Source organism: Chitinophaga polysaccharea (assembly GCF_902150045.1).
In the GTDB taxonomy this organism is placed as follows: domain Bacteria; phylum Bacteroidota; class Bacteroidia; order Chitinophagales; family Chitinophagaceae; genus Chitinophaga; species Chitinophaga polysaccharea_A.
On the sequence record NZ_CABFVU010000004.1, the window covers coordinates 283,960 to 308,061 of the forward strand.

The window sequence follows — 24,102 nt, forward strand, 5'->3', positions numbered from 1 at the left end:
GCGCTGTTACCTGATGTTGATGACAACCTTACCTTTTGCCCGCCCGCTCTCAACATAGGTCAATGCCTCTTCTGTTTTTGCGAATGGGAAGACCTTATCAACAACGGGATTTATGATACCGGCATCAATAAGCGCAGTGATCCTGCTTAACTGGCTGCCTTCCGCCCGCATAAAGAGGAAGGAATAATCTACGCCCCTGCGTTTTGCTTTCCTGCGTATGCCGAGGCTCAGGAGCGCCATGAGCATTTTCAGCGGCCAGCCCAGCCCGATCTCTTTGGCAAAACCAGTGTCGGGGGGACCGGAGATAGAGATAAGTTTTCCACCCGGCTTTAATACCCGGAGTGACTTTTCGAGTGTGCTGGTATCCTGGCTGTTCAGCACTACATCATAATCGTGCAGGATGGCTTCAAAATCTTCCTTTTTATAATCGATCACTACATCAGCGCCAAGTGCTTTTACCCAGGTAACATTTGTTGTGCCGGTTGTAGTTGCGACGGTAGCGCCGATATATTTAGCCAATTGAATGGCAATAGTTCCTACACCGCCGGAGCCTGCCTGGATGAAAACTTTTTGCCCTTTTTTCAGGTCTGCTTTTTCAACAAGCGCCTGCCATGCTGTTAGGGCAACAAGGGGGATAGATGCCGCTTCTTCCATGGTAAGTTTTTTAGGTTTGAGCGCTACGTCGGCTTCATCTACAGCAATCAGCTCGGCAAAAGTACCGATACGATGATCTGCTGGCCGTGCGTACACCTCATCACCGGCTTTAAAGCGGCTGACATTCGCACCCGTTTTTATGATCACACCTGCAACATCGTGCCCCAGAACAAGCGGTGTTTTGTAGGGTAGGATAAGTTTAAACTCACCATTTTTGATCTTTGAATCCAATAAGTTCACGCTGGCGGAATATATCCTGATCAATACGTCATTTTCCTTTATAACGGGTTCCGCAATCTCCTGCAGATGTAATTTTTCTTTCTTGCCGTAACGATCTATAATAAATGCTTTCATTTTTACAAAGCTTGTTTTACGCTATAAAGACTAATGAATTTTCCCGGGATTAAAAGTATTTTATAGTGCACCATTCACTCTCTTCAGAATAGAGTTTTCAAAAATGCTGTATGCAAAACGTTGCAGTGTAAGAATAAGGGAGGAGCCTTTGCCCACAGGAGCATTGAATTTTGGATCTTCTTCATTTACAATTTTCAGAACAGTACTTATTACCGGCTCCGGCCCGGCTGCATTATCAAATTCCTTTTTTGTAAACACTGCGACTTTTTGCCGGAATATATCATAATCGTTAATTTCCCCATCAGAGGTAACTGCATTTTCCGCAATGTTGGTTTTGAAGCCCATAGGCTCAACCATACTTACTTTGATGTTAAATTGCTTCAATTCAAACCGCAGTGATTTGAAATACCCCTCCAGGGCATGTTTGGAAGCTGAGTAGTAGGCAACATTGGGAAGCCCGATTAAACCAAGAATAGAGCCAATGGTAATTATTTTGCCCTGCTTTTGCTTTCTGAAATGCGGCAGCAGCTCATTAGTGAGCTTAATCGTTCCCCAGAAGTTTGTTTCAAATTGCTGTTTCCCCAATTCAACAGAAGTCTCTTCAGCGAGCCCTCTTACCAAATACCCTGCATTATTTATCAACACATCCAGGTGATCGATCTGACTGAACAGCTGCCTGGCAAAAGACACAATCGAGTGATCGTCGGCAATATCCAATGCTAATAATTTAAATGGCAGCTTATCTTTATATTTATCCGGGTTGCGGCTGGTGCCAATCACATGGTGACCACTTTCATGCAGCCGGTTGGCAATAAGAAGGCCGAAGCCTGAAGAAGCTCCCGTTACTAAAATTGTTTGTTTCATTTTATGCTGTTTTGTATTTTTACTTGCATTTTACAAGTGTAAAGATAGTAATTACTTTCAAAATGCAAGTGATTTATAAAAAATGTTTTTATGCCTAAAGCCAAAAAGAGGTCCGATTGCCCGGTTAGTTGTTCACTCGATATATGGGGAGATAAGTGGTCATTATTGATTGTCAGGGACTTGTTGTTCGCAAAGGAGTGCACTTATGGTGATTTTTTAAAGTCGGCGGAAGGAATATCCACTAATATCCTGGCAGCCCGTTTACTGGCGCTGGAGGAAAACAGGATCATCGAAAAATTACCTCACCCGGATAGTAAAGCCAAAGTGTTATACAGGTTAACCCGGAAAGGGATTGACTTGCTCCCTTTAATGATTGAAATAAATCTGTGGGCTGAGAAATACTTTTCTATACCGGAAGATAGAAAAGCGATGCTGAAGGAGGTGAAAAAGGATAAGACCGGATTTATTAAAGCCCTGACTAAAAAACTGGAAAGTTGATTTGATATTCGCAGCCAATACCTTTTCTTATTGGCTATTTTTTATTTTTTATCCGGGTTTATAATTTAAAGATATTACAACCCCAATATATATACTATTGGGGTTTAAGTGCGCTCTTTTTTTTGTTTTGACCTCTTATTTTCCCCTCACAATACCTATATTTATTGTATATTAATTACCGGCTGGTTTTAGCAGCTTTTGCCTGGAATTCCTGAAGGCCCGATCCACGATTATTTGAAAACCTTTTACGAACAATGTAATAAGCAACCAAAATCTAATGTAACAATCTGATAACATTACCTTCTGTTAATTCAATAACAACATTTTTAGCTTTACGGGCTGATTTGCTTTTGGGATCTGCCATAAATTTATTTTAAAACATCACTTAACGAATGCTTATGCCATAGGCTTAGCGTAGCCCGTCATTTAATCAACAGCAACGACCAATTATCACTAATTAAACAAACAAATCACTTAAAGATTGCTTTATGAACAAAATCTATTATTGTAGGTTTTCATTACGATTTCCTGTGAAATTGCTGACTGCTGTCCCTTGCTGGATAGTATGCCTGTGTTTCGCCTGCTTACCGGCGCTGGCGCAGGACAGATTCAGGGTTCAGGGCAGGATCACAGACGACAAGAATCAGCCCCTCCCGGGTGTAAGTATTTCTGAAGTTGGCACACGCAATGGCGTGGTGTCGGACGTGGAGGGAAATTACCGGCTAGAGGTTGCCGGTGGTAACAGTACCCTGCATATTGCATTTGTAGGGTACGAAAGCAAAGAGGTAAATGTAAACGGGGCGCATAGCCTGGATGTATCTTTGAAGGCGCAGCTCAAACAACTGAATGATGTAGTGATCACAGGTTACGGTAAAACCAGTAAAAAGAATGTGATCGGGGCCATCAGCTCCGTTGGCTCAGGAGAATTTACACAGGGCGTTATTGCATCTCCGTCGATGTTACTACAGGGTAAAGTACCTGGTTTAACGATCACGAAAAGTGGTAACCCCAACCAGAACCCCAGCGTAATACTGAGAGGACCATCTACCTTGCGCAGCGGGGCACAGGAACCGTTTTACGTGATCGATGGGGTGCCGGGAGCGCCTATCGACATGGTGGCGCCGGATGATATCGCAAGCATCGACGTTCTCAAGGACGGTGCTTCCACCGCTATCTATGGGGCCAGGGCTGCCAACGGCGTAATTATGGTAACCACCCGCCGCCCTAAAATGGACCAGCTGCGTATTGCCTATAACGCTTATGTTGGGCTTGAAAAAGTATCCAAACGGCTTGAAGTACTTACCGGCGATGAGTTACGTAAATACCTGGCAGATAATGGCCAGGTGCTCGCGGCTGCCAATAACGACGTGTATCCCGGTACGACCACCCCGGTAAATACCGACTGGCAAAAGGAAGTGCAACGGGATGCCGTTTCTCATAACCATAACCTGTCGCTCATGGGTGGTTCAAAAAGCACCACCTATGGATTTAGCATCAACTATCTCGATAACCCCGGTATCATTGTAGGCTCATCGCTGAAAAGGATGGGGATCCGTGCCAACATTGATCAGCGCGCATTCAACGACCGCCTGCGGCTGGGAGTGAACATCTTCAACTCATCTACTACACAAAACAATGTGCCGGATGCCGTGTTGTCGAATATGCTGAACTACCTGCCCACGGTGCTGGTAAAACGGCCAGACGGCAGCTATACAGAAGACTATGCAGGTAATATCCGCGGCTCCAATAACCCGGTATCGCTCATCGATAACAACAGCGATGAAACGAAGATCAACAAGTTCCTGGGTAATGGTCTTGCAGAAGTAAAAATACTTCCCGGTCTTACCTATACGCTGAGCCTTTCCACCCAGCGCGAACAGGTAACGAGAAATGTATATTACAACAGCTTGTCTGTGCTCGCAAAAGGACTTAACGGTAAAGCTACCCGCCTGGCCTGGACAAACACCCGTAACATCATTGAGTCTTATTTTAACTATGATAAAACGGTTGGCAAACACAATTTCAAGGTGTTGGCCGGTTACTCCTGGCAGGAAGACCACAACGGCGACGGCTTTGGCGTAAGCACACAAGGCTTTGGCAGCGATGCGCTTTCCTGGAATAATCTCAGCCTGAGCAACCCGCCTCCCGGCACCGTGGTATTCGATAACTCTGCTACAAGTACCCTTACCACCCTGCGTTTGATTTCTTACTATGGGAGGATCAATTACCAGTATGCCGATAAATACTATTTCCAGGCCTCGCTGCGTAATGACGGATCTTCTGCCTTTGGTAAAAACAACCGATGGGGTTACTTCCCGGCAGTATCAGCAGGATGGCGTATCAGCCAGGAACCGTTTATGAAGAAGAATGAATTTTTTGATGACCTCAAGCTGAGGGTGAGCTATGGAGTATCCGGTAACTCGCTGGGCTTTGATCCGCTGGCGGCGCAGCTGCAATACAGCAACACGGGCCGTTATTATGATAATGGTAACCTGATCAATGCCATCGCTCCGGTACAAAACCCTAACCCCGACCTGAAATGGGAACGTACCGCCATGTTTAATGCCGGTATCGACTTTGCCATCTTTAAAGGAAGGCTGAGCGGTGCGGTAGACTACTACGATAAACAAACTTCAGATCTTATCTGGAACTACCCGGTATCTACCACTCAATACATTACCACCACCTTGCTGGTAAACGTTGGTAAAGTAAGTAACAAGGGCGTGGAAGTAGTGCTGAATGCTGAACCGGTGAGCAATAAGAACTTCTCGTGGAAAACTTCCATCAACGTATCACATAATACCAACAGCATCAGCGCACTTTCCAGCGGAAGGTTTACGTTGAAAGACATTCCCACCGCCATCCTGGGTGGTAAAGGGCAGTCCGGTAACTGGAGCCAGAAAATACTGGAAGGACAACCTATTGGTACATTTACCCTATTCCATTACATGGGGAAAGATAAAGACGGCGTGTCTACCTACCAGAAAGCTGATGGTACAGTTACTACCTCTCCCAGTATCGGCGACCTGATGCAGGCCGGCAATGCGCAGCCCAGTATCACTTACGGGTGGAGCAATACCTTCACCTATAAGGGATTTGACCTGAATATCTTTATCCGCGGTGTATCGGGCAATAAGATACTCAACGCCACCACTGCAGCGCTAAACACGCCAACAGATGCGAAAATGACCAACATCCTGAAGTTTACAACCGGGGAGTCCTATAATGATAAGAACTCTTTCCTCATCTCCGACAGGTTCCTGGAAAATGGTTCCTATCTGCGTTTGGATAACCTGACCCTGGGGTATACTTTCAAGATCAGAAGTAACTACATCAGTAAACTGCGTATATACGGTAACGTTAACAATGTATTTATTATTACCGATTATACAGGCATAGATCCTGAAATTGATCTCGGTGGCCTCACCCCGGGTATCGACGCCAGGAACTATTATCCTAAAACCAGGTCATTCATCTTTGGTCTGAATGCCATTTTTTAATTCATCTGACTGTTTAAAAATAAAGATATGAGCTATAAAAGAATCCTTGGCATTTTCCTGCTTGCCGCAATGGCATTTACTGCCTGTAGCAAGCTGGATGTAGATGTAGAGTCGAAATATACGCCTTCCAACTTTCCCTCCAACAACGCTTCCTATGCAGCCGCCATTGGAGCCGTGTATTCACAGCTGGCCAATACCAAATCCGGTGATGCCACTTACTGGATGAATGGTACCGGTTTCAGTTACGGGGTGGACTACTGGATGTTGCAGGAGTTCTCTACCGATGAGGCCATTATCCCGGCCCGTGATGGTAATTATGATGATGGGGGAAAATACCGTTTTATGCACCTGCATACCTGGGGTAGCAGTCATCCATATGTGATCAGTTCCTGGCAATGGGGCTTTGGCGGCATTAATATTGCCAACAATGCCATCAACCTGGTAAACGGATTACCCGCCGGGGATTATAAGTCCTCTTCTCTTGCGGAACTGAAAGCTATGCGTTCGCTCTTCTATTTTTTTATGATGGACCTGTATGGAAATATTCCCATAATCGATACTTTCCCGGTAAACACGCTCCCGGCCACCAAACCGCGTAAGGAAGTCTTTACTTTTATTGAGAACACGCTGAAATCAGCCTTGCCGGGCCTTACTACCAAAGTGGATGGCAGCACCTACGGGCGCGCTACCAAATGGCTGGCCTTTGCATTGCTGGAAAAAATGTATCTCAATGCTGAGTATTATACAGGCACACCGCGTTATACAGATGCGGTAGCAATGGCAGACAGTATCCTCCTGAATGCACCTTATTCACTGGATGCCGATTATGCGTCGATCTTTAAACCGGATAATGGCCCGCAGATCAAGGAAACCATTTTCGCCATTCCTTATGATGCGAATCTCATTTCCGGTTGTCACTTTACCCGTTTCTGCCTGCATCCCTTTCTGAAGGAGCGTTTTGATCTGCCGGCGGCATTCGGGCCAAGTGTGGCGCTGAGCACTATTCCTGATTTCTATGCTTATTTTAACCAGCCGAACGATGTGCGTAACAATACCTGGTTATCCGGTAAACAGTATAACAAAGATGGTACCCCCAACATTGTTCATACCACTACCAAAACGCTGGATGCTTCTTCTCCCGGTGCTGATGCGCCGATCGACTGGTGGGTGGAAATTTTCCCTGCTTTAACGCTGAAACCGGGTGGAGAAGCCAAACTTGATGTAGGTAACGACCTTAAAGGACAACTGAAAGGCGTGCGCTCCATCAAATACTATCCCGACAAAAACCTGAATACCGCCACCCGTTTCCAGAACACGGATCTTCCGGTGCTGCGCCTGGCAGATGTGATCATGATGAAGGCAGAGGCTATTCTCCGTGGCGCTGCGCCTACAGTGGTAAAAGGAGAGCTGCAAACCGCCGATGTACTGGTGAACAAGATCCGCAGCCGCGCAGGTACCACCCCATTGGTGGGCACTACGCTGCCAATGATCCTGGATGAGCGCGCCCGCGAATTTGCCTGGGAAGCCTGGAGAAGAAATGACCTGATCCGCTTTGGTAAATTTGAAGGCAAGTGGGGATTCAAACCGGCTGATAACGATGTTTTCCGCCGTGTGTTCCCTATTCCGGCAATAGAGCTGGCACTGAACCCGAACCTGGTGCCCAACCCGGGATATTAAACGGATTTTTCCAAAAAAAATAAATGATATAACAACCGCATTGATCAAAGGATCGATGCGGTTGTTTATCTCAATGAATATTTCCGGATTTAAGAAGAGGGCTGTTAAAAAAATAAGTTCAAGTGCCAATTTATTGTTACATTCAATTTTCCTAAAAAGATCTCCTTATGTTATGGACTTTACTCATTGGCGGCATTGCAGGTTGGCTTGCCGGTAAATTAATGCGTGGCGATGGATTTGGAGTGCTGATAGATATACTGGTAGGTGTTGTTGGTGGCTGGCTGGGCGGCTGGTTATTCGGCAGGCTGGGCATCCATATGGGAAACGGCTTTATTGGTTCCCTTATAGTAGCATTGGTAGGATCAGTGATCCTTATCTGGCTGGTGCGGCTTGTAAAAGGGAAATAACCGCCTTCCGGAGTTAATTCCCGTTCGTGTTATCAATGCGTTTCCATTCTGCATCTTTGCCGGAACCGTTATAAGTAACCAGTAGCATACTCCGTTTGCCTGCTTCAGTAATTCAAATCTTACAGGAGTTTCTTTTGTATAAAAATAATTCTCTCTCAGTGCATATAACCTGACATCAGGAAGACCAGCTTTGGTACAGCGTACATACAAATCACTTCCTTTCATGGTAAATGTCATCTGCCATTCCTCATTATGTTTATAGGTGCCGGCATATTGCCTGAGCACCTTTTCAGGTAGCTGAATATCTTCCTGTAACGGCTTATCCATAGCAAGCCTAGCTATATCATTCGCAGCCATCACCCATTCACGGTCGGTCTTATAGCACCCAGGCATACCAAAGAGGTCTTCGGTATGTTGTAAGCTCAAAATTCCTGCGCAGCAGTAACCTGTTAGTTAGCGGTGCTTTTTAGTTATTAAATAATGAGTTACTTTTCACCTGAAATAAGATTTATGAAGAAGATAGGATTTTTATCGTTTGGGCACTGGTCTAACCATCCTGCCTATAAAACCCGTACGGCAGGTGATACTTTGCTGCAGTCTATTGACCTGGCTGTTGCTGCCGAAGAAATCGGTTTAGACGGCGCCTATTTCCGCGTACATCATTTTGCAGCTCAGCTGGCGTCGCCATTTCCTTTGCTTTCAGCAATAGGCGCCAAAACAAACAAAATAGAGATAGGAACGGGGGTAATTGATATGCGGTATGAAAATCCCCTGTATATGGTGGAAGATGCCGGGGCTGCCGACCTGATCTCGGAGGGGCGGTTACAATTGGGGATCAGCAGGGGCTCGCCGGAACAGGTAATTGACGGATGGCGGTATTTTGGATATGAACCGGCCGAAGGAGAAACAGACGCAGATATGGGGCGCCGTAAAGCATTGGAATTCCTGGATAAGCTAAAAGGTATAGGGTTTGCACAGCCTAACCCGTACCCGATGTTCCCGAATCCACCGGGTTTGCTGCGACTGGAACCGCATTCGGAAGGATTGAGGGAACGTATCTGGTGGGGAGCCGCCTCCAATGCAACTGCCGTTTGGGCTGCCGAAAATGGAATGTACCTTCAGAGCTCTACCCTGAAGCAGGATGAAAGTGGTAAGCCTTTCCACGTACAGCAGGCCGAACAGATCAGGTTGTACAAAGAAGCGTGGAAGAAGGCGGGGCATCAGCGGGAACCAAGGGTTTCTGTGAGCCGGTCTATTTTCGCATTGGTAACCGACCAGGATCGCTATTTCTTCGGACAGGAATCCGACCGGACCGATAAGATCGGGGTGATAGAACCGGGTAAGCGTGCCATTTTCGGGAGAAGCTATGCTGCGGAACCGGACCAGCTTATAAAGGAATTAGCCCAGGATGAAGCCATCCAGGAAGCAGATACAATACTTCTGACAATACCCAATACCTTAGGCGTTGATTACAATGTGCATGTGCTCTCCTCTATTTTAGAGCATGTGGCGCCGGGGTTGGGATGGCGTTAAGACCAGGTACAGGTTACTGCCTGTTCATGGCAGTAACTTGTACCTGGTATACGCTGCTATGGCTGTAATAGCTTCTTTGCCCTGATCTATTACGCCTCCCATTTGTACGAACCCATGTATCATTTTCGGGTAAAGTTTTTCCGTTACCTGCACATTCGCGTGGCGAAGTTTTTCGGCATAGGCCATCCCTTCGTCACGCAGCGGGTCGTACTCTGCGGTGATAATAAAAGTATCAGGCATGCCTGATAAATCATCGTTGAATATAGGCGCCGCTTTGATCCTGTCTTCCGTATAATATTCCCATAACTCAATCCCTTTCTCTAAAGTTAAAACAGGGCCTTCTGCAAATGCGCGCCAGGAGGGAGTATCAAGCGTGCAGCCGGTAAGGGGATAGATAAGTATCTGGCATGCCAGGTTCTTTAACTTACCTGCTACAGTAGTAGCCAGTGTACCTCCCGCACTGTCTCCTGCCACCGCTATATAACGGCTGTCTATATCTAATTCTGCTGCATGTTGCATGATCCATTGCGTAGCATCAATACAATCATTCAACCCATGGGGAAATGGGTATTCAGGAGCAAGCCGGTAATCAACCGAAATAACCACCACTCCTGATAAATTAGCAAGTTGCCGCAAGGGGCGGTCGTGCGAATCAAGACTGCCTTTGAAGAAACCTCCGCCATGAAAAAAGACCAATGCGGGTAATCCTTTTTTATCATCCGGCCGGTAGATCCTGATATTAATTGCCCGGCCGGTAAGCGCAATGGTTTTGTTTTCAACTGCAAACACTGCTTCCTCTTCCCCGGCAAGCGGCGCCAGCTCTTCATAGAGTGCTCTTGAAGCCAGCAGCTTGTTTTCGATGTGGGTAACATTAACAGACTTAACATAAGTCAGAACTTCCTGTACCTGTGGTAATATTTCCATTTTATTATCTTTTGAAAACAAATTTCCACAGAAGTGCGATATAAGTAAAATAGCTTATTTTATGAGCGCTCATAAAAATAATTATAACTTTATCACATGGTTAATCTGGAATGGTACAGAACATTTAAAGCCGTTTATCAGACAGGATCGCTAACAGCTGCATCAAAGATCCTGTTTATATCACAGCCTAATGTGAGTCAGCATCTTTCTTTACTGGAAGCCCATGTAGGAAAGCCGTTATTTGAACGGAAACCAAAGCTGTTGCCTACCGATTATGGTAAATTGTTTTATACACAGGTAGTGGAGCCATTGGAGAAACTGGAGAAAGTGGAGTCGGGTTTCAATGCGGCCGGTTTAAAGAAGCAGCCTTCCCTTGTGCGGCTGGGCGTTGTACAGGAATATTTCCAGGCGGTGTTAGCTGAAAGAATAAGCACTGTTGATGCCAGCCTTGTTTTGTCTTTCGGACGCACCAAAGAGTTGCTGGGAAAGTTGCACAGAGGTGCGCTGGATTTCGTGGTAGCTACGAAGCTGGCCGATTACAGGCACCTTGTTTTTGAGCCTGTCCGCCAGGAACATTTTATTATCGCAGGCAGTAAAACAATTGACACTACGGAGTTTGATAATTTCGTTAAGAAGGAAAACTGGGAAAGCGCCGAAGCCTGGTTGTTATCGCAACCCTGGTTTGCCTATACCACAGATCTTGCTATTATACGCAGGTTCTGGAAAACGAACTTCTTCAAACGCCCGGTTATGAAACCATACTGCGTGATACCAGACATGAGCCTTATTGTGAAATCACTTAAGCACAGCAATGCTTTAACAATAGCAGCAGATTACCTGGTAAGCGATGACGTAAAGATCATCTGGCGTGGCAGGGTAGCCACTGAGAACACGTTGTACCTGGCTTATGATGAAACGAAGATGACATCAGAGCAGGTAGGATTAATGAAGCGGTTTTGTCAGTAGGCTGATTTCTCCCTTACGCCAAACCGGTAGCTCAGGCCTCCCATAAACACCCGGCCAGGTTGGGCTGGCATCAGGTAGTCGGTATAATTGCCGATGTTATCTACGGAAAATTTAAGCAGTAATTTTTCTTTTAACAGGGATTTTTGAACTGAGAGATATAATAGTGTATATCCTTTTACAAAGATGTCGTAGTTATCGATGTATCTGTTATTATCGATATCCAGGAAACCGTATTTGCTGCGATAGCTGGCACGCATGGAAGTATGCAGGGCCCAGGGGCGGAAAGTGTAATATACCTGCAAGGTAGCCATATGCCTGCTCCTGTTGGGGAGGCCAAAGTAATCGCCGGAAGTTGCAGTACGGATGCCATGATCAGAGCGCACCTTGCCGTAAGCGCCTGTGCCGTTACGGATGCTGTCTTCCACATCACGGCTTTTAGCCACCAGGTACTGGTAACCACCGGTTACCTTTAATCCCGGCAGCGGACTTAGTTCCAGCGATGCTTCCAGGCCTGTGGTGTAGGCTTTACCAAGATTGAGATAAGAGAACAGCTGCTGCCCGTTCCGCATTATGCCCACCTGTTCTGTATTGATGAGATGACGGATGTTGTTGTAAAAACCATTCACAGAAAACGTATAGCCTTCACTGATAGTGAACCGGTTGCCCAGGTTCCAGGATACAGATGTTTCTGCTTCCAGCGCTTTCACAGAAGCGGCATTGCTCCATACGGATTGTACCAGGCCTGCTTTCTTCAGATCTTCTGCAGCGGTATTGAAAATATTGGCGCCTACCACGGTGTATCCTTGTGTGATATTGGTGAACACCTGGTATGACTGTGCATAGGTGGGCGCTTTGAATCCCTGGCCTACAGAGCCTTTTATCTGCCACCATTTGAATGGTGAATATTCCACGCCGGCGGTGGGATTCAGCTTACCGCCATAGAGACTGTTGCCGTCGTAGCGCAGGCCGGCTATCAGTGCGTATTTCCGGTTGGAATTAAAGTTGGCCTGCATGTACCCGAAATAGTTCTGCTGATCCGGAGTGCCGGTTACCGTACTGTTGTTCATATGCAGCAGTTCCCCGCCAATGCCGCCGGTTATACTCAGGCGGCCATCATACCACAACCTGCTGCCCTGTACTTCCAGGCGCTGGATCTGTTGGGAAAACCTGTTTTCCTGGAGCAGCTTCCCGGTTTCTATGATCTGCACATCCTGGTTGGTGCCATAATGGGTAAAATAATACCGCGTAAGCAACCGCGTATATTCGTTCAGGTTAGTGCGTAAAGACAACGCCGCGTTTATATCTGTTTCATCCAGTTGATCACGGAAAGGTTGCGTGCCATAGGAGCGCGTCATGATGGAATGGCGGTTGGCCGCTCTTGCACTCAGCTGCAGGGTGTTATGGGTATTCAATTGCCAGGAGGCACGGGTTTGCCCGCTGAAGCTATGATAGGGTGGCGCCGTTTGCCCATCTTTCAGGTATTCCGTATTCACATTAAATCCATCCGTCCGGTAGTAATCAGCTGCCAGGTGAACAGATCCTTTTTTTTGTGCGAAAGGGGTTTCCGCAGCCGCGCTGATATCTGTGGTGTTATAAGTGCCATACAGGGCCGACAGAGAGGCTTCCGGCTTGTGCACATGCTGCCGGGTAATGATGTTGATCACACCGCCCAATGCTTCGCTGCCGTAAAGACTGCTGGAAGCGCCTTTTATAATTTCTATGCGTTCAATGTGCTGCACGCTGATACGGCTGATGTCGAAGTTTTCGTTGAAACGCCCTGAGAGTGGTAAGCCATTGAGCAGTACCAGCACATAGGCAGAGCTGAAGCCCTGCATCTGGATACCAATGCTCCTGTTACCAGCCCCGAGGTCGCTTACAATGGCCATCCCGGCCTGTTCACGCAGCACTTCATCCAGGCGCCGGCTACCCATCCGCTGGATGGTTTTGCTGTCTATAACGAGGGTAGGGGCCGCAATTTTTTTTATGTCAATAAGATCATCCGTTTTTTTATAGTAGTGGGAGTGTACATCAACGCCATTCAACTGCTGCACCTTTTGTAAACCTGTTGTGTCGCCAGCGGGAGTGGCAGCATAAGTATTTCCTGTGAGCAACAGGAAGGCGGGAAGAATGAATCTGGTACACATTTGTTCTCTGGCGCTTTTAAGATCACGCAAGATGCAGTATTCTCTCCTCCACAGATGGAGAAAGTATTACCCGTTACGGAAAGCGCCCGAAGGGCGCGGCCATCCCTGGAAGGAAAAAAAGTTACCACAAACGGAAAAAGAGAATTGTCAAATATCGTATGACAAAGGGTCTTCCCGTATTCGTAAAAGAAGTTCCTCTTTGCGCAAATGCTTTGAATGGCCAATGATTTAATATTGTCCTGTTCTTGTATTCTGAAATTAATAACAGCGCCATTGTCTGCACCAGCAAACACCCACAACAAATTATTCAATCCCTGCCCGTTCAACATCCTCGGTGAGGAAACGCTCAGGCAGCGGAAGCGTGCACTCAGCCAACACGGACATATTGGTACCATCCAGGAAATGTACAGCCCCGACGGTATTACCCTGGGTTATTACAGCCTGAAATCCGAAAAAGGCGGAAGCGTAGTTTTCAGTAACCAGCAACCTTTTCTTCAACTGAGCTATACGCTCAGTGGCAGTAAAAGTTATCATATAAACAGTGGTAAAACGATGCTGGCCAGTATGGGCAGGCAACAGTACAATTATCTTTTCTTTCCTGAACAGGAAATCCAGCTCAGCTGGCAACCACAGGAGCAGTTGGAAATATTTGAGTTGGGTGTAAGCCCGGGGCTGTTACTCAATTTTATGCCGGAAGAGCATCCATTGTTTGATGTTTTCCAGAAAAGCGTACAGGATAATACGCCGGTACCGCTCAGTAAGAATAATTTCCCCTTACAGGCCAACATCAGCACCATTCTTTTCGATATGCTGAATTGCCCGCTGGAAGGACGTTATATGCAGTTGTTTATAAAAGCCAAAACCATTGAGCTGCTGGCTATACAACTCACGCATTATGAGCAGATGGCGGGTGTTTCAGCAAAAGATTCATCTCTCAGAAAATTAAAGAAAGAGGATATAGACAGGATGTACCTGGCAAGGGATATTATCACGAAGAATATTAACAGCCCATGTACACTGATCGACCTTTCCCACCAGGTGGGCACAAATGACGCTTATCTTAAAAGCCATTTCAAACAGGTATTTGGTACTACCGTATACGGCTATCTGCAGAACATAAAAATGACGCATGCCAGGGAGCTGCTGGCGGAAGGAAAGAGTGTGTCGGAAGTGGCTTATCTCTCAGGATACAAGCATACAGCCCATTTCACCAGGGCGTTCAAAAAGCATTTCGGATTTTCACCGGGTATAATGAAAAGGTAAGTCGCACGGACTTACCTTTTCTTTTATTGCCATATTTACCTGGCAACCCAGTATATCAGGTACAGCCAGAAAAGGCCTTTCAGGAGAAAGAATATAAATCCCCAGAAGCCAAGGCGTTTCAGCCATTTGATCAGTTGTTGTTTTCTGGATGTTGTTTCCATTATTCGCTGATTATCTGGTAGATCTTAAAATCGCTGCGCATCGGTGCGGGTTTTCCTTCCGCCTTTGCTTTTGCCAGGTCTTCAAAGCCGCGCTTATGGCCCGTTATAAAGGCTTCTGATTTAGTCCAGTCTTTAAACGCCTGCTCATGTTCCCAGTAACTAACGATCAGGTAGTCATCTTCCGGTTTGGCAGGCCGTAATACATGCATGTTGATAAACCCTGGCATGGTGTCGATAGCATGCGCTCTTGAGGCAAACAGTTGCTCAAATCTTTCGGCATAATCGCTGTTACATTGTATGTAATTGATAGCCACAAAATGCTTGTTCATAGTCAGTTTATTTTTTTGATACATCAAAAGTAATATTGTCACGATTGTGTCATGCGCCTATTCGGGAACATCATTTACCATATCGGGAAAATAACTGCCGTCGCGGTTTTTTCCTTTCGTGGTTGCTTTTTCTCCGGTCATGGTCACTGCTATTATTCACCTTTGCATCATCAATTACCGCTATGCTGATGAAGAATTTTTTGAGAAAGATGTTGGTGCCATTTACTGCTGTGTGGCTGATGGCTTCCTGTTCGGGCAAAGACAATGATGCAGTACAACCGGCTGATGCCGCTGTTACCATACGCGATCTGCCTGCAGATACGGCCGCCTCTATGGGAGAAGGTGTAGATGGGAAAGAGAAGCGATCTTTTTATACAGTTACCTTCAGTTTCAAAAGCCAGCAAACGCATGTGATACGTAATGCAGCTGATTCAGCGAAGTATCTCCTGAATGCAGACTGGGACATTGCCTTCTCCAAAGAGTACAATTCTTTCGTGGTGATCAATAATGGTAAGATAGCCGGAACACCGGGGTATAAAGGGCCGGGAGCAGGCAACCTGGTAATCGTGGAGCAGCCATTTGATAATGTTACCACAGCGCCTTCTGATGAAGTGTTTCAACAACAGGGACTGGCGGGCGTTGGCTGGGATAATGGCAACGGCCTGGGATGGTTCTTTTATTCACTGAATAATCATATATGCGTGCCCGTGAGAAACCGGACTTTCGTGCTGAAAACCGCAACAGGTGATTTTGCAAAACTAGAACTATTAAATATCTATAAAGGTAATCCACCGGTAGTAACAGACCTGTTCTGGCCGGCGCCTTATCTTACCTTCCGCTATTTTGTACAAACAGACGGTAGCCGGAACCTTAAAAACAGGTAAACACTTTCAGAAATTCCAATCATTATGATTTCGCACACTTCATGGCGGACAGCTATTGTTATGCTAATATCTGCCTGCTTTTTTGCAGCATGTTCCGGGAGCGGCAACAACGACAGGGTAGATCCCGGGGGCACAGATCCCGGCTCAGTGAAAACGGGCGTTTACCAGGTAGTGAACCTGGTAGCCGATACCAGCGCCACTTCCGGCGGTAATGCGGAGTCGCTCTACTACAGCCTGGAAGAGAATAAAGTGATCCCTGCTTCTCTGAAGCAAACGAACAAATGGGATATTGTTTTTTATGGCATCTACAACAGCAGCATTTATCCCAATAATGGCGCTTCGGTTGGTTCCCCGGGATATGGGGGGCCTGGCAACGCGAAAATCTATGTAGTTACCGACCGTAAATTCGATGCACAGTATTATGATACCATCAACTTTAAGCCAAAGGTACTGCCCATCGCACGTGACCTGTGGACAACCGCATTCAGGTCGGTTAAAACAGTGCCTGTTACAGATGGGGAAATGGGAGTAAGGGATGCAGGCCTGGATCATTTCCAGAACAATTTTGACGGCTGGGGATACTATGATTTCTATGGCAGCCTTTTTCCGGATAATCCCAGGAAGGCACATGTAGTGTATGCTATGCCAAGAGTGATCGTGGTAAAAACCACCAAAGGTCATTACGCTAAAATCATCATCGAAAATATTTATAAAGATAATCCGCTGGATCCCAGCAGGGATAACAAACCCGGATATGTCACCTTCCGTTACGCTATCCAGATGGATGGCAGCAAAAACCTGGACATTCAATAATCCCGAGATGAAAAATTTATACTGCATACTACTGGCAGCTCTTTTTGCACTGCCGGCCTGTACCAAAACGGATATCATTCCATTTACACCGGAAACGGGCAACCAGTTACTGGAATATAAAATTGTGAATGTGCAGGGAAGCCCTATTTATGGGGCTATCAGTCAGCCCGACAGCTCCATCACCGTATACCTTCCATTTTACCTGCAGCTGATCACGCTGGAACCGGAGATAAAAGTAAGCGAAGGCGCCACTGTTACACCAGCTTCAGGCACCATGATAGAAGACCTGCCGGAACTTTTCCATAAAGGACGGGAGATAAAATATAATGTGAAAGGGAAAGACGGGAAAGTAAAAACCTATACGCTGCATATCCAGGTGCAGCAACCGGATCTTACCCTGGAGGAGGTAAGCACTGATCCTGCCAATCCGAATACCTATTCCATTAATATGGATCTTGACTTTGATTCCTTCTCCTTCGGGCTGAACGGCGCCGGGTTTGCACCCGATCTTGACCTGATCAGGGTGATGCTGGTAGACGAACAAAACAAAGAGTATGGCCCGCTTAACATCAGTACATTCAATACCACCGATCTCACCCGTTTAGACTTCACCGTTATACGGTATAAGGAACAGTCGGACCCTATCCTGGCTATGCTTCCCGCAGATGGACTATACAGGATCAGGGTATACTCCTATGCAAAAATGGCCACCACGAAAAACCCGATCCGTATTCATCTTCTCAATAAGAAATAATCATCAACGAAATGAATCAAATTGTCAGGCTCATATATTGGGGATCACTCGCCGGCATGGCGCTGATAACCTCCTGTAAAAAGGAAACAGAGCATGCCCCATCTCCCTATAATAAAATAGAAAGCTTTGCTGTAACCACCGATGGCAACGGGGTGATCAATGCAGCGGTGAACGGCGACAGCATCCTGGTTTACTGGCCCGCCTATGTAACGCTTCCTGCAACAGTATCGCCCCTGATCCGCGTTTCGGATAATGCCAGTGTTGCCCCGGCTTCCGGCACTGCTGTAAAGCTGGTAACAGGTACAAAATTTACCGTTACATCACAAAGCGGTGCTGCCAGGAACTATTTCCTGAAGCTGGTGCTCAATCAACCCGCTATCCGGTTTAATGAAAATGTTTCCTACGCAGTGCTCAAAGGCGGTACATTCTCCATTAATACCAACAGGGATGTAAAATACCTGGTAGAAGATGCAACCCGCACAAAAGCATACCTGGTTAATCCGGCCGGCAAGGAAGACGTACTTAGTATATCCTTCAACGTTAGGAATAATATTCACTATGTAGATGTGACCGTCCCTGAAAATATCAGTTTCAGCGAAGGCGCGTATAAACTGAAGTTTACCAGCGACCAGGTGTCGGCTGTTACCGCGGAAGCGCTGGTAGGCATCATCTACCCCGAAAGCAAACGTCCAAAGGCTGCTCCTTTAACTTCCTCCGTTACTATAAAACGGAATGGTACCATTACTTTTTCAGGCACCAGCTTTATAGATATGAAGGATGCCCGGGTATATGGCTACAATGCCGACTGGTCTGAACGGGAGATCGGCACGTTTGCCCTGGAAAGCTTTACGGGAACAACAGCTACTTACAAGGTACCGGCTGATTTCCCGAAGGGAACCTATGAACTGGGCGGCTTCGACGATAAAGGCATGGGCATACAACTCCGCACCAGTGATTTCTTTTCTTTCTGGAGTTGGATGAATACGCGGAAAAACTATGTGGAGATAACCGGCGCTGTAACGATCACCATTACTGATTAATCACAAACTTATTATAGCAGTATTCCTTTTTTTATCATTATTAATTTAAACCCTATCGTAATGACCAGATTAACCAGAAACCTTTCAAAATTATCATGGATGTTGTTGGGAACCGGAGCTATGTTCCTCGCATCCTGCTCTAAAAACAATGATGTTGCCGCTCCTGATCTTCAGTCGCTGGGCGGCCGGACACAGGCAGACGTTGTGGTGCCTGATGGCGGCAGCGTTAATATTACCAATAACAATGGCCAGGGTAAAGTATACCGCAGCGGCAGTGTTTACCGTGTTGAAAATTTCAAGCAGGTTTATTCAACCGATCCTGGACAGCCTGCTAACGGTACTTTCTTCTGGCGTTTTTCAGATAACGATGCCGGAACCCCTGCCAGCTACAATATCAAATTCTCCGGTGTTGCTACCGGCGATATTACCGCTGGCGGCACAGACGAACTGCGTTTTGTGGATAAGGCATTTTCAAGCGTAGTGGCCGCCGACTGGACTACGGCAACAGTGCCTGTTGCCAATACTATTGGCATGAACACCGTGGTAGGTACAGGCATACCTCCGGCAGTATCAGCGCTCGCCAATGGCAAGGGCTGGTATATTTATAACTGGAGCGCAGGCCACACCGTTACGCCAGTGAGCGGCCGTACGCTGTTGTTCAAATCCGGTACTACCGTGGTAGCATTTGAGATCATTTCAATTTACCAGAACCAGGTTACCGGCGGTGCTTTCCCGTATTATCACTTCCGTTACAAAACATTGTAGTCAATGGGAATACCTGCTGTAATGCTTCCTTTACAGAAGAAAAGCGACTGTAAGAACGGTCGCTTTTCTTTTTCCCTGAACTGGCTTAATTAAATTTATAAGCGCTCAGGAAAATGATCATCAAAAGAAAACCCAGCTGCAGCAGGTGGAAGGTCCGCAGTTTGCCCTTTAAATTTATCAGCTGCTGAGCCAGGCCCGGCTCATCCAGGCGGACAATTGCCCTTAGTCTGGCACTAAGCCTGTTTCCATAGAAAATACTATTGAAGATCAGGAGAAGAACAAAGATCATCTTGATCCTGAACCATAATTGTTGCGCCCATACACCATGCGTCAGGGCAATCATTCCCACCCCTGTGATAATAAGGAACCCTGCACCAATACCTATCAGCCTTGGAAACTTCGCTGAGGCCGACAGGATGCCATCAGCCTGTTTTCTTTGATGGTTAAACAGCTTCCAGAACATCTGATAATTAATAAAATCGATGAACGTAGTGCCTGCCATCAGGATGAGCGCCAATAAATGTAACATCAGTAAAGCGGAAAGCGTTGACATCTTACAAGTTTTAATTGATGGATAAGTTGTTTCGCAGTTATAAGGATCGGGAAGATGGAAATTGGACAAAAGGCGGCACTTTTTTTGGGGATGACTGCTGATTTTATCTATGTTTGGTATTTTCCATCCAGGCATCGGAGCCACTGACGGCTGTCCGGTTTGATAAAAAGAAGTTGCGGGAAGTGTCGCTGAGGGATCCTGCTATAGAAACGCTGGGAAGGAAATGCCTTCAGCAGATCGCCATTAAGCAGGAAAAACATGCTGCCATGTTTAAACTAATGAGCCCGCAGGAGCGCTATGAATTCCTGGAAACGCATGACCCCGCCCTGTTGCAACGGGTATCACTCACGCAGCTGGCGTCGTATCTCGGGGTGGCCAGGGAAACGTTGAGCCATATCCGTAGCAGGAGATAGGCAACTGTTTTGTGACGATTGTCACAGGTTGAAACGGTTAGATCTGCCGACCTTTACAGTATCAGTTTTTAACCATTTAAGAGCAGAGTATATGAATGCAACACAATCAACAGAAACAGTATCACGCTTTATTAATGCGTTGAATGAAGAAGATTTTGAAACAGCGCGCGGCTGTGTAGCAGATGACCTTACGTTTACCGGTGTGATGGGAGTGCGCAATGGTGCTGATGCCTATTTCAACGACATGAAGCGGATGAAATTAAAATATAGCATCAGGAAGATATTTGTCGACGGTGATGACGTGTGCCTCTGGTATGATATTGTTATGGAAAACAAGTCCATATTAAGCTGTGGCTGGTATCAGCTGGAAGAAGGGCGCATAAAGTCTTTCCAGGTGGTATTTGATCCGCGGCCGCTGCTTGGCTGATTGCATAGCGGATATAACTAAAGAAGCCATTCCTTAAGGATGGCTTTTACCTTATTCAAACATCCACTGGGATAGCCACTGCCACGCTTAGAACAAGCGTATGTTTTCATCATTACAGTTTTAGGAACGGATATCAAAAAAAGCGCCATGATGATGCTTAAGCATCAAATGACTTATTGGCCGGCTTACGGGCGTACCAGATACCGGCAACGGCCAGTGCAAGGGCTCCGGCAAGCAGCCACCAGCGGGTGTTGTTGGCCGGGGGGATATATTCCACACCATTAACGCCTGCAACAGCTGCTTCTTCAGCATATCTTCCGGATGTTGGCCTGGCGGCTTTTTCAAAATTCTCTGCCAGCAATTGCAACTGCCGTTGCATGGCCCGGCCGGTCAATGGTTTACCATGCCCCGTAGCTACTGTACGGGGTTGTAGCGCGGCCAGTTTTTTTACGCTGCTTTCAGCAGATATCCAGTCGGGTGTGAAATATTTGGGTGGCCCTGATATTTTTTTTGATTGGGTGATTACATGCGACAGTGCTTCGGATTGCGTGGTAACAAACGCATCCCCGGCCAGCAGCACCTGGTCGTGTTCGCGGTAAAGACTGATATGTCCCGGCGTATGCCCGGGCGTATGAATATATCTCCAGCCTTCCAATCCCGGTATGGACCCGTCTTCAGGAAGCATGAGCAGATGCCCGTTGAGGTTGATCCCCTGCCTGGGGAATGTCCACGACAATAAAGTCATTAACCCTCCTCCGGCAGACGGATCCGGTGGCGGATAAGCGGATCTTCCGGTAAGATAGGGAGCCTCCAGGTAGTGCGCATATACAGGCACATCCCATTCTTTCAGTAAAGCGGGAAGCGCACCAGTATGATCAAAATGTCCGTGGGTAAGAATAATAGCAGATGGTGTTACCTGCGGCCAGAAGAGGTGCTTCGCTACCTGTATAATTTTATGAGCTGAGGTTTTCAGGCCGGCATCTACCAGTACCCAGGAGTTATTGCCGGGCTGGTGAATGAGATACATATTTACTAACACATCATGTATACCCCATACGCCAGGGGCTACAGCAAACCACTTCTTATAAATTTTTTCATCAATCAATGTAATTTTTTCCATACCGGTTGTTTCCCTTTTCTACAGCAATTACTGTTCCCTGATGCCGCCGGCATTTTTAAATGGGAAAAAGACATTACGTGTATTCAACAACGTTAGTTATATGTGTCCTGTTGGCGGGGGTATATATATCCGGAATTGGGTACTGGCGCGTGATTGATGAAATATTTCTTAAGAATGTGTAATACTTTGCTCATTGCCCGGACACAATGAGGAATTGGTACATGTTGCTGCTGTGGCTGGCAGAAGACGAAGACACTGTATGCGGCCGCCGTTTGTTGTTTGAGATTGCTTCAGCAGTATTAGAATGTAGTTATGGATTCTCATTTGCATGTAGAATTATCAGATCCAAGTATTCTTCACTCAAAACAATGAAATATGTTCTATCATGTAAAAGACCTGCAGTTTAATGCAAGGGTGTCAAAACCGGACCCTGCATTCGCTACTTTGTTATTGGAACAGTTCGGAGGTGCAAACGGGGAATTGGCTGCTGCACTAAGGTATTTCGGACAGGCATTTGGCGCCAGGAACCCTTTCCCCGATAAGTACGATCTCCTGATGGATATTGCCACGGAAGAGTTCAGTCATCTTGAGATAGTGGGTGCCACTATCCAGATGTTGTTACAGGGTATTAACGGTGACCTGAAGAAGGCAGCTGATGAATCGGAGATCATGCAATTGCTGGATGGCAAAAAAGCCAAGGAAGAGTTCATCCACAAATCGATTGTAGCGCCACAACTGCTGGTATCTTCCGGTGGTGGCCCTGCCTATACGAACAGCCAGGGCGTTCCATGGTCGGCCGCCTATATCAATGGAGATTGTAATGGTGATCTTACGGTGGATCTCCGGTCCGATATGGCCGCAGAGGCACGCGCCAAAATTACTTACGAATACCTGCTGCAGTTCACTGATGATCCTTATGTAAAGGAGACCCTGAATTTCCTGATGACACGCGAAGTGGCCCATTTCCAGATGTTTGAAGCAGCACTGGATTCTATACAACCCAATTTCCCTCCGGGCGTATTACAGTCGGACCCGCGGTACAGCAACCTGTATTTCAACATGTCGAGCGGAGCCGATATCCGCGGGGCATGGAATGAGGGCGAATCTTCACAGCTCGGGGAAACGTGGCAGTTTATTGAGGACCCGGTTAAATATGTACTGGAAACAAACGGATTGCTGGAAGTGGAACCGACTGGTACTAACAGGACCCTGGAAGGCGTGGATGAACTGGATAGAAGCATGAGCCTGCAGCGGAGTGAAGAAATAAATATGGCGGTGCCAATAGGGGAGCAATCATGGAGTGAACACAGCAAAAGCGACGGGACATCAAAAAAGACCAATGGAAAAACAAGCCACGCTAAAAAGAAATAGGAAGAAGGGTATACCTGCTGATAGCGGTTGCCGCCTGGAAGCTGTTTACTATACAGATCCTCTTTGCTGCTGGAGCTGGGCATTTGAGCCGGTTATACAGCGCCTGGTAAATGAGTATGGTGAGCGGTTGTCTTTACGCTATTGTATGGGAGGAATGTTGTCTGGCTGGAATAACTATCATGATACACTGCATGCAGTAAGCCGCCCGATACAAATGGGCCCTGTATGGATGCAGGCAAGACAGTTATCTGGTGTGGAGCTGAATGATACTATCTGGTTTACAGATCCGCCGGCTTCTTCATATCCTGCATGTGTAGCGGTAAAAGCTGCGGCCTTGCAGTCGGAACATCTGGCTGCACAGTATCTTCTCAGGCTGCGTACTGCGGTGATGCTGAAAGCAAAGAATATTGCAAAGAAAGAAGTATTGATATCAGTAGCTGAAGAACTGTCTGCAGAGAATCCATTATTTGATACCGGTAAATTCCGGAAGCAGCTAACTTGTCAACAGGCAATTGATGCCTTCAGGGCAGACATGCAGGAAACAAAGTACAGGGGTATTCACCGGTTTCCTTCGTTATTGCTGCAGGTGAAAGGTACGGGGAAAACCCTTCTGCTTACCGGCAACCGGCCATTTGAGGCCATCTCTTCCTGTATAGCGCAATTGCTATCAGCATAAGAATAAAATATC

General features: G+C 46.6%; 25 protein-coding genes. 16 read left to right on the forward strand and 9 right to left on the reverse strand.

All coding sequences use genetic code 11. The annotated features are described in order from the left end of the window. Window positions 1-6 precede the first annotated feature (6 nt). Together FN124_RS25850 and FN124_RS25855 are read right to left on the reverse strand one after the other, a co-directional pair. Window positions 7-1,008, reverse strand: coding sequence for an NADP-dependent oxidoreductase (locus tag FN124_RS25850; RefSeq protein ID WP_142687685.1), 1,002 nt, complete (start codon window positions 1,006-1,008; stop codon window positions 7-9). A 60-nt stretch (window positions 1,009-1,068) separates the two neighbouring features. Then, complete coding sequence (locus FN124_RS25855) at window positions 1,069-1,872, reverse strand: SDR family oxidoreductase (protein ID WP_142687686.1); 804 nt, start codon at window positions 1,870-1,872, stop codon at window positions 1,069-1,071. A 90-nt stretch (window positions 1,873-1,962) separates the two neighbouring features. On the opposite strand from FN124_RS25855, the gene FN124_RS25860 reads away from it, so the two are divergent. The 4 genes from FN124_RS25860 to FN124_RS25875 all read left to right on the forward strand — a co-directional run bounded on the left by FN124_RS25860 (window position 1,963) and on the right by FN124_RS25875 (window position 7,954). Further along, entirely contained in the window at window positions 1,963-2,370 is a 408-nt protein-coding gene (locus tag FN124_RS25860) for a winged helix-turn-helix transcriptional regulator (protein ID WP_142687687.1), read from the forward strand. A 530-nt stretch (window positions 2,371-2,900) separates the two neighbouring features. Then, window positions 2,901-5,870 carry a SusC/RagA family TonB-linked outer membrane protein gene (locus FN124_RS25865; protein ID WP_185937378.1) on the forward strand — a complete coding sequence of 990 codons (2,970 nt, stop codon included), beginning with the start codon at window positions 2,901-2,903 and terminating at the stop codon, window positions 5,868-5,870. Window positions 5,871-5,897: 27 nt separating this feature from the next. Further along, entirely contained in the window at window positions 5,898-7,547 is a 1,650-nt protein-coding gene (locus FN124_RS25870; protein WP_221887908.1) for a RagB/SusD family nutrient uptake outer membrane protein, read from the forward strand. Between the two features lie 167 nt (window positions 7,548-7,714). Further along, window positions 7,715-7,954, forward strand: a complete 240-nt coding sequence (locus FN124_RS25875; protein WP_142687689.1) for a GlsB/YeaQ/YmgE family stress response membrane protein — start codon at window positions 7,715-7,717, stop codon at window positions 7,952-7,954. Here the strand turns inward: FN124_RS25875 and FN124_RS25880 are convergent. Beyond that, window positions 7,910-8,347, reverse strand: coding sequence for a hypothetical protein (locus FN124_RS25880; RefSeq protein ID WP_142687690.1), 438 nt, complete (start codon window positions 8,345-8,347; stop codon window positions 7,910-7,912). The two genes, FN124_RS25875 and FN124_RS25880, sit on opposite strands and share 45 nt — an antisense overlap. Window positions 8,348-8,464: 117 nt before the next feature. On the opposite strand from FN124_RS25880, the gene FN124_RS25885 reads away from it, so the two are divergent. Continuing rightward, complete coding sequence (locus tag FN124_RS25885; protein ID WP_142687691.1) at window positions 8,465-9,487, forward strand: LLM class flavin-dependent oxidoreductase; 1,023 nt, start codon at window positions 8,465-8,467, stop codon at window positions 9,485-9,487. Window positions 9,488-9,511: 24 nt separating this feature from the next. Here FN124_RS25885 and FN124_RS25890 read toward each other — a convergent pair whose 3' ends face one another. Then, window positions 9,512-10,411, reverse strand: coding sequence for an alpha/beta hydrolase (locus FN124_RS25890; RefSeq protein WP_142687692.1), 900 nt, complete (start codon window positions 10,409-10,411; stop codon window positions 9,512-9,514). A 96-nt stretch (window positions 10,412-10,507) separates the two neighbouring features. Between FN124_RS25890 and FN124_RS25895 the strand changes: the two genes are divergently transcribed. Next, complete coding sequence (locus FN124_RS25895; protein WP_142687693.1) at window positions 10,508-11,377, forward strand: LysR family transcriptional regulator; 870 nt, start codon at window positions 10,508-10,510, stop codon at window positions 11,375-11,377. Here the strand turns inward: FN124_RS25895 and FN124_RS25900 are convergent. Continuing rightward, complete coding sequence (locus FN124_RS25900; protein ID WP_142687694.1) at window positions 11,371-13,521, reverse strand: TonB-dependent receptor plug domain-containing protein; 2,151 nt, start codon at window positions 13,519-13,521, stop codon at window positions 11,371-11,373. The genes FN124_RS25895 and FN124_RS25900 overlap by 7 nt on opposite strands. Before the next feature lie 273 nt (window positions 13,522-13,794). On the opposite strand from FN124_RS25900, the gene FN124_RS25905 reads away from it, so the two are divergent. Then, window positions 13,795-14,784, forward strand: a complete 990-nt coding sequence (locus FN124_RS25905; protein WP_185937379.1) for a helix-turn-helix transcriptional regulator — start codon at window positions 13,795-13,797, stop codon at window positions 14,782-14,784. 35 nt (window positions 14,785-14,819) lie between these two features. Here the strand turns inward: FN124_RS25905 and FN124_RS25910 are convergent, their stop codons facing one another. Then, a complete protein-coding gene (locus FN124_RS25910; RefSeq protein ID WP_142687696.1) occupies window positions 14,820-14,945 on the reverse strand; it encodes an alanyl-tRNA synthetase in 126 nt (41 codons plus the stop codon). Beyond that, a complete protein-coding gene (locus tag FN124_RS25915; protein WP_185937380.1) occupies window positions 14,945-15,274 on the reverse strand; it encodes an antibiotic biosynthesis monooxygenase family protein in 330 nt (109 codons plus the stop codon). Before FN124_RS25915 ends, FN124_RS25910 begins: the two co-directional genes overlap by 1 nt. 188 nt (window positions 15,275-15,462) lie before the next feature. On the opposite strand from FN124_RS25915, the gene FN124_RS25920 reads away from it, so the two are divergent. The 5 genes from FN124_RS25920 to FN124_RS25940 are packed head-to-tail and all read left to right on the forward strand — an operon-like array spanning window position 15,463 to window position 19,530. After that, complete coding sequence (locus FN124_RS25920; protein ID WP_142687698.1) at window positions 15,463-16,158, forward strand: HmuY family protein; 696 nt, start codon at window positions 15,463-15,465, stop codon at window positions 16,156-16,158. A 24-nt stretch (window positions 16,159-16,182) separates the two neighbouring features. Further along, window positions 16,183-16,971, forward strand: a complete 789-nt coding sequence (locus tag FN124_RS25925; RefSeq protein ID WP_142687699.1) for an HmuY family protein — start codon at window positions 16,183-16,185, stop codon at window positions 16,969-16,971. A 7-nt stretch (window positions 16,972-16,978) separates the two neighbouring features. After that, window positions 16,979-17,725 carry an SGBP N-terminal domain-containing protein gene (locus FN124_RS25930; protein WP_142687700.1) on the forward strand — a complete coding sequence of 249 codons (747 nt, stop codon included), beginning with the start codon at window positions 16,979-16,981 and terminating at the stop codon, window positions 17,723-17,725. An 11-nt stretch (window positions 17,726-17,736) separates the two neighbouring features. After that, window positions 17,737-18,765 carry an SGBP N-terminal domain-containing protein gene (locus FN124_RS25935; RefSeq protein ID WP_142687701.1) on the forward strand — a complete coding sequence of 343 codons (1,029 nt, stop codon included), beginning with the start codon at window positions 17,737-17,739 and terminating at the stop codon, window positions 18,763-18,765. A gap of 60 nt (window positions 18,766-18,825) precedes the next feature. Beyond that, the gene (locus tag FN124_RS25940; protein ID WP_142687702.1) at window positions 18,826-19,530 is read left to right on the forward strand and encodes a hypothetical protein; all 705 of its coding nucleotides are present in this window, start codon (window positions 18,826-18,828) and stop codon (window positions 19,528-19,530) included. 85 nt (window positions 19,531-19,615) lie between these two features. Here the strand turns inward: FN124_RS25940 and FN124_RS25945 are convergent, their stop codons facing one another. Continuing rightward, window positions 19,616-20,083, reverse strand: a complete 468-nt coding sequence (locus FN124_RS25945; RefSeq protein ID WP_142687703.1) for a hypothetical protein — start codon at window positions 20,081-20,083, stop codon at window positions 19,616-19,618. 113 nt (window positions 20,084-20,196) lie between these two features. Between FN124_RS25945 and FN124_RS25950 the strand changes: the two genes are divergently transcribed. Both FN124_RS25950 and FN124_RS25955 read left to right on the forward strand, forming a co-directional pair. Then, a complete protein-coding gene (locus tag FN124_RS25950) occupies window positions 20,197-20,496 on the forward strand; it encodes a Crp/Fnr family transcriptional regulator (protein WP_142687704.1) in 300 nt (99 codons plus the stop codon). A 91-nt stretch (window positions 20,497-20,587) separates the two neighbouring features. Then, window positions 20,588-20,923, forward strand: coding sequence for a nuclear transport factor 2 family protein (locus FN124_RS25955; RefSeq protein WP_142687705.1), 336 nt, complete (start codon window positions 20,588-20,590; stop codon window positions 20,921-20,923). A 157-nt stretch (window positions 20,924-21,080) separates the two neighbouring features. Here FN124_RS25955 and FN124_RS25960 read toward each other — a convergent pair whose 3' ends face one another. Further along, window positions 21,081-22,043, reverse strand: coding sequence for an MBL fold metallo-hydrolase (locus tag FN124_RS25960; RefSeq protein WP_142687706.1), 963 nt, complete (start codon window positions 22,041-22,043; stop codon window positions 21,081-21,083). Window positions 22,044-22,418: 375 nt separating this feature from the next. Here FN124_RS25960 and FN124_RS25965 point away from each other — a divergent pair, with 375 nt between their 5' ends. Together FN124_RS25965 and FN124_RS25970 are read left to right on the forward strand one after the other, a co-directional pair. Beyond that, the gene (locus FN124_RS25965) at window positions 22,419-23,414 is read left to right on the forward strand and encodes a manganese catalase family protein (RefSeq protein WP_142687707.1); all 996 of its coding nucleotides are present in this window, start codon (window positions 22,419-22,421) and stop codon (window positions 23,412-23,414) included. Continuing rightward, entirely contained in the window at window positions 23,383-24,090 is a 708-nt protein-coding gene (locus FN124_RS25970) for a DsbA family protein (protein WP_142687708.1), read from the forward strand. Before FN124_RS25965 ends, FN124_RS25970 begins: the two co-directional genes overlap by 32 nt. Window positions 24,091-24,102: the final 12 nt, after the last annotated feature.

What these genes read in the sequence shown, in the direction of transcription:
- FN124_RS25850 (WP_142687685.1), bottom strand. Translation starts at nt 1,008, where the DNA reads ATGAAAGCATTTATTATAGATCGTTACGGCAAGAAAGAAAAATTACAT.
- FN124_RS25855 (WP_142687686.1), bottom strand. Translation starts at nt 1,872, where the DNA reads ATGAAACAAACAATTTTAGTAACGGGAGCTTCTTCAGGCTTCGGCCTT.
- FN124_RS25860 (WP_142687687.1), top strand. Translation starts at nt 1,963, where the DNA reads ATGCCTAAAGCCAAAAAGAGGTCCGATTGCCCGGTTAGTTGTTCACTC.
- FN124_RS25870 (WP_221887908.1), top strand. Translation starts at nt 5,898, where the DNA reads ATGAGCTATAAAAGAATCCTTGGCATTTTCCTGCTTGCCGCAATGGCA.
- FN124_RS25875 (WP_142687689.1), top strand. Translation starts at nt 7,715, where the DNA reads ATGTTATGGACTTTACTCATTGGCGGCATTGCAGGTTGGCTTGCCGGT.
- FN124_RS25880 (WP_142687690.1), bottom strand. Translation starts at nt 8,347, where the DNA reads ATGCCTGGGTGCTATAAGACCGACCGTGAATGGGTGATGGCTGCGAAT.
- FN124_RS25885 (WP_142687691.1), top strand. Translation starts at nt 8,465, where the DNA reads ATGAAGAAGATAGGATTTTTATCGTTTGGGCACTGGTCTAACCATCCT.
- FN124_RS25890 (WP_142687692.1), bottom strand. Translation starts at nt 10,411, where the DNA reads ATGGAAATATTACCACAGGTACAGGAAGTTCTGACTTATGTTAAGTCT.
- FN124_RS25895 (WP_142687693.1), top strand. Translation starts at nt 10,508, where the DNA reads ATGGTTAATCTGGAATGGTACAGAACATTTAAAGCCGTTTATCAGACA.
- FN124_RS25900 (WP_142687694.1), bottom strand. Translation starts at nt 13,521, where the DNA reads ATGTGTACCAGATTCATTCTTCCCGCCTTCCTGTTGCTCACAGGAAAT.
- FN124_RS25910 (WP_142687696.1), bottom strand. Translation starts at nt 14,945, where the DNA reads ATGGAAACAACATCCAGAAAACAACAACTGATCAAATGGCTGAAACGC.
- FN124_RS25915 (WP_185937380.1), bottom strand. Translation starts at nt 15,274, where the DNA reads ATGAACAAGCATTTTGTGGCTATCAATTACATACAATGTAACAGCGAT.
- FN124_RS25920 (WP_142687698.1), top strand. Translation starts at nt 15,463, where the DNA reads ATGAAGAATTTTTTGAGAAAGATGTTGGTGCCATTTACTGCTGTGTGG.
- FN124_RS25925 (WP_142687699.1), top strand. Translation starts at nt 16,183, where the DNA reads ATGATTTCGCACACTTCATGGCGGACAGCTATTGTTATGCTAATATCT.
- FN124_RS25930 (WP_142687700.1), top strand. Translation starts at nt 16,979, where the DNA reads ATGAAAAATTTATACTGCATACTACTGGCAGCTCTTTTTGCACTGCCG.
- FN124_RS25935 (WP_142687701.1), top strand. Translation starts at nt 17,737, where the DNA reads ATGAATCAAATTGTCAGGCTCATATATTGGGGATCACTCGCCGGCATG.
- FN124_RS25940 (WP_142687702.1), top strand. Translation starts at nt 18,826, where the DNA reads ATGACCAGATTAACCAGAAACCTTTCAAAATTATCATGGATGTTGTTG.
- FN124_RS25945 (WP_142687703.1), bottom strand. Translation starts at nt 20,083, where the DNA reads ATGTCAACGCTTTCCGCTTTACTGATGTTACATTTATTGGCGCTCATC.
- FN124_RS25955 (WP_142687705.1), top strand. Translation starts at nt 20,588, where the DNA reads ATGAATGCAACACAATCAACAGAAACAGTATCACGCTTTATTAATGCG.
- FN124_RS25960 (WP_142687706.1), bottom strand. Translation starts at nt 22,043, where the DNA reads ATGGAAAAAATTACATTGATTGATGAAAAAATTTATAAGAAGTGGTTT.
- FN124_RS25965 (WP_142687707.1), top strand. Translation starts at nt 22,419, where the DNA reads ATGTTCTATCATGTAAAAGACCTGCAGTTTAATGCAAGGGTGTCAAAA.
- FN124_RS25970 (WP_142687708.1), top strand. Translation starts at nt 23,383, where the DNA reads ATGGAAAAACAAGCCACGCTAAAAAGAAATAGGAAGAAGGGTATACCT.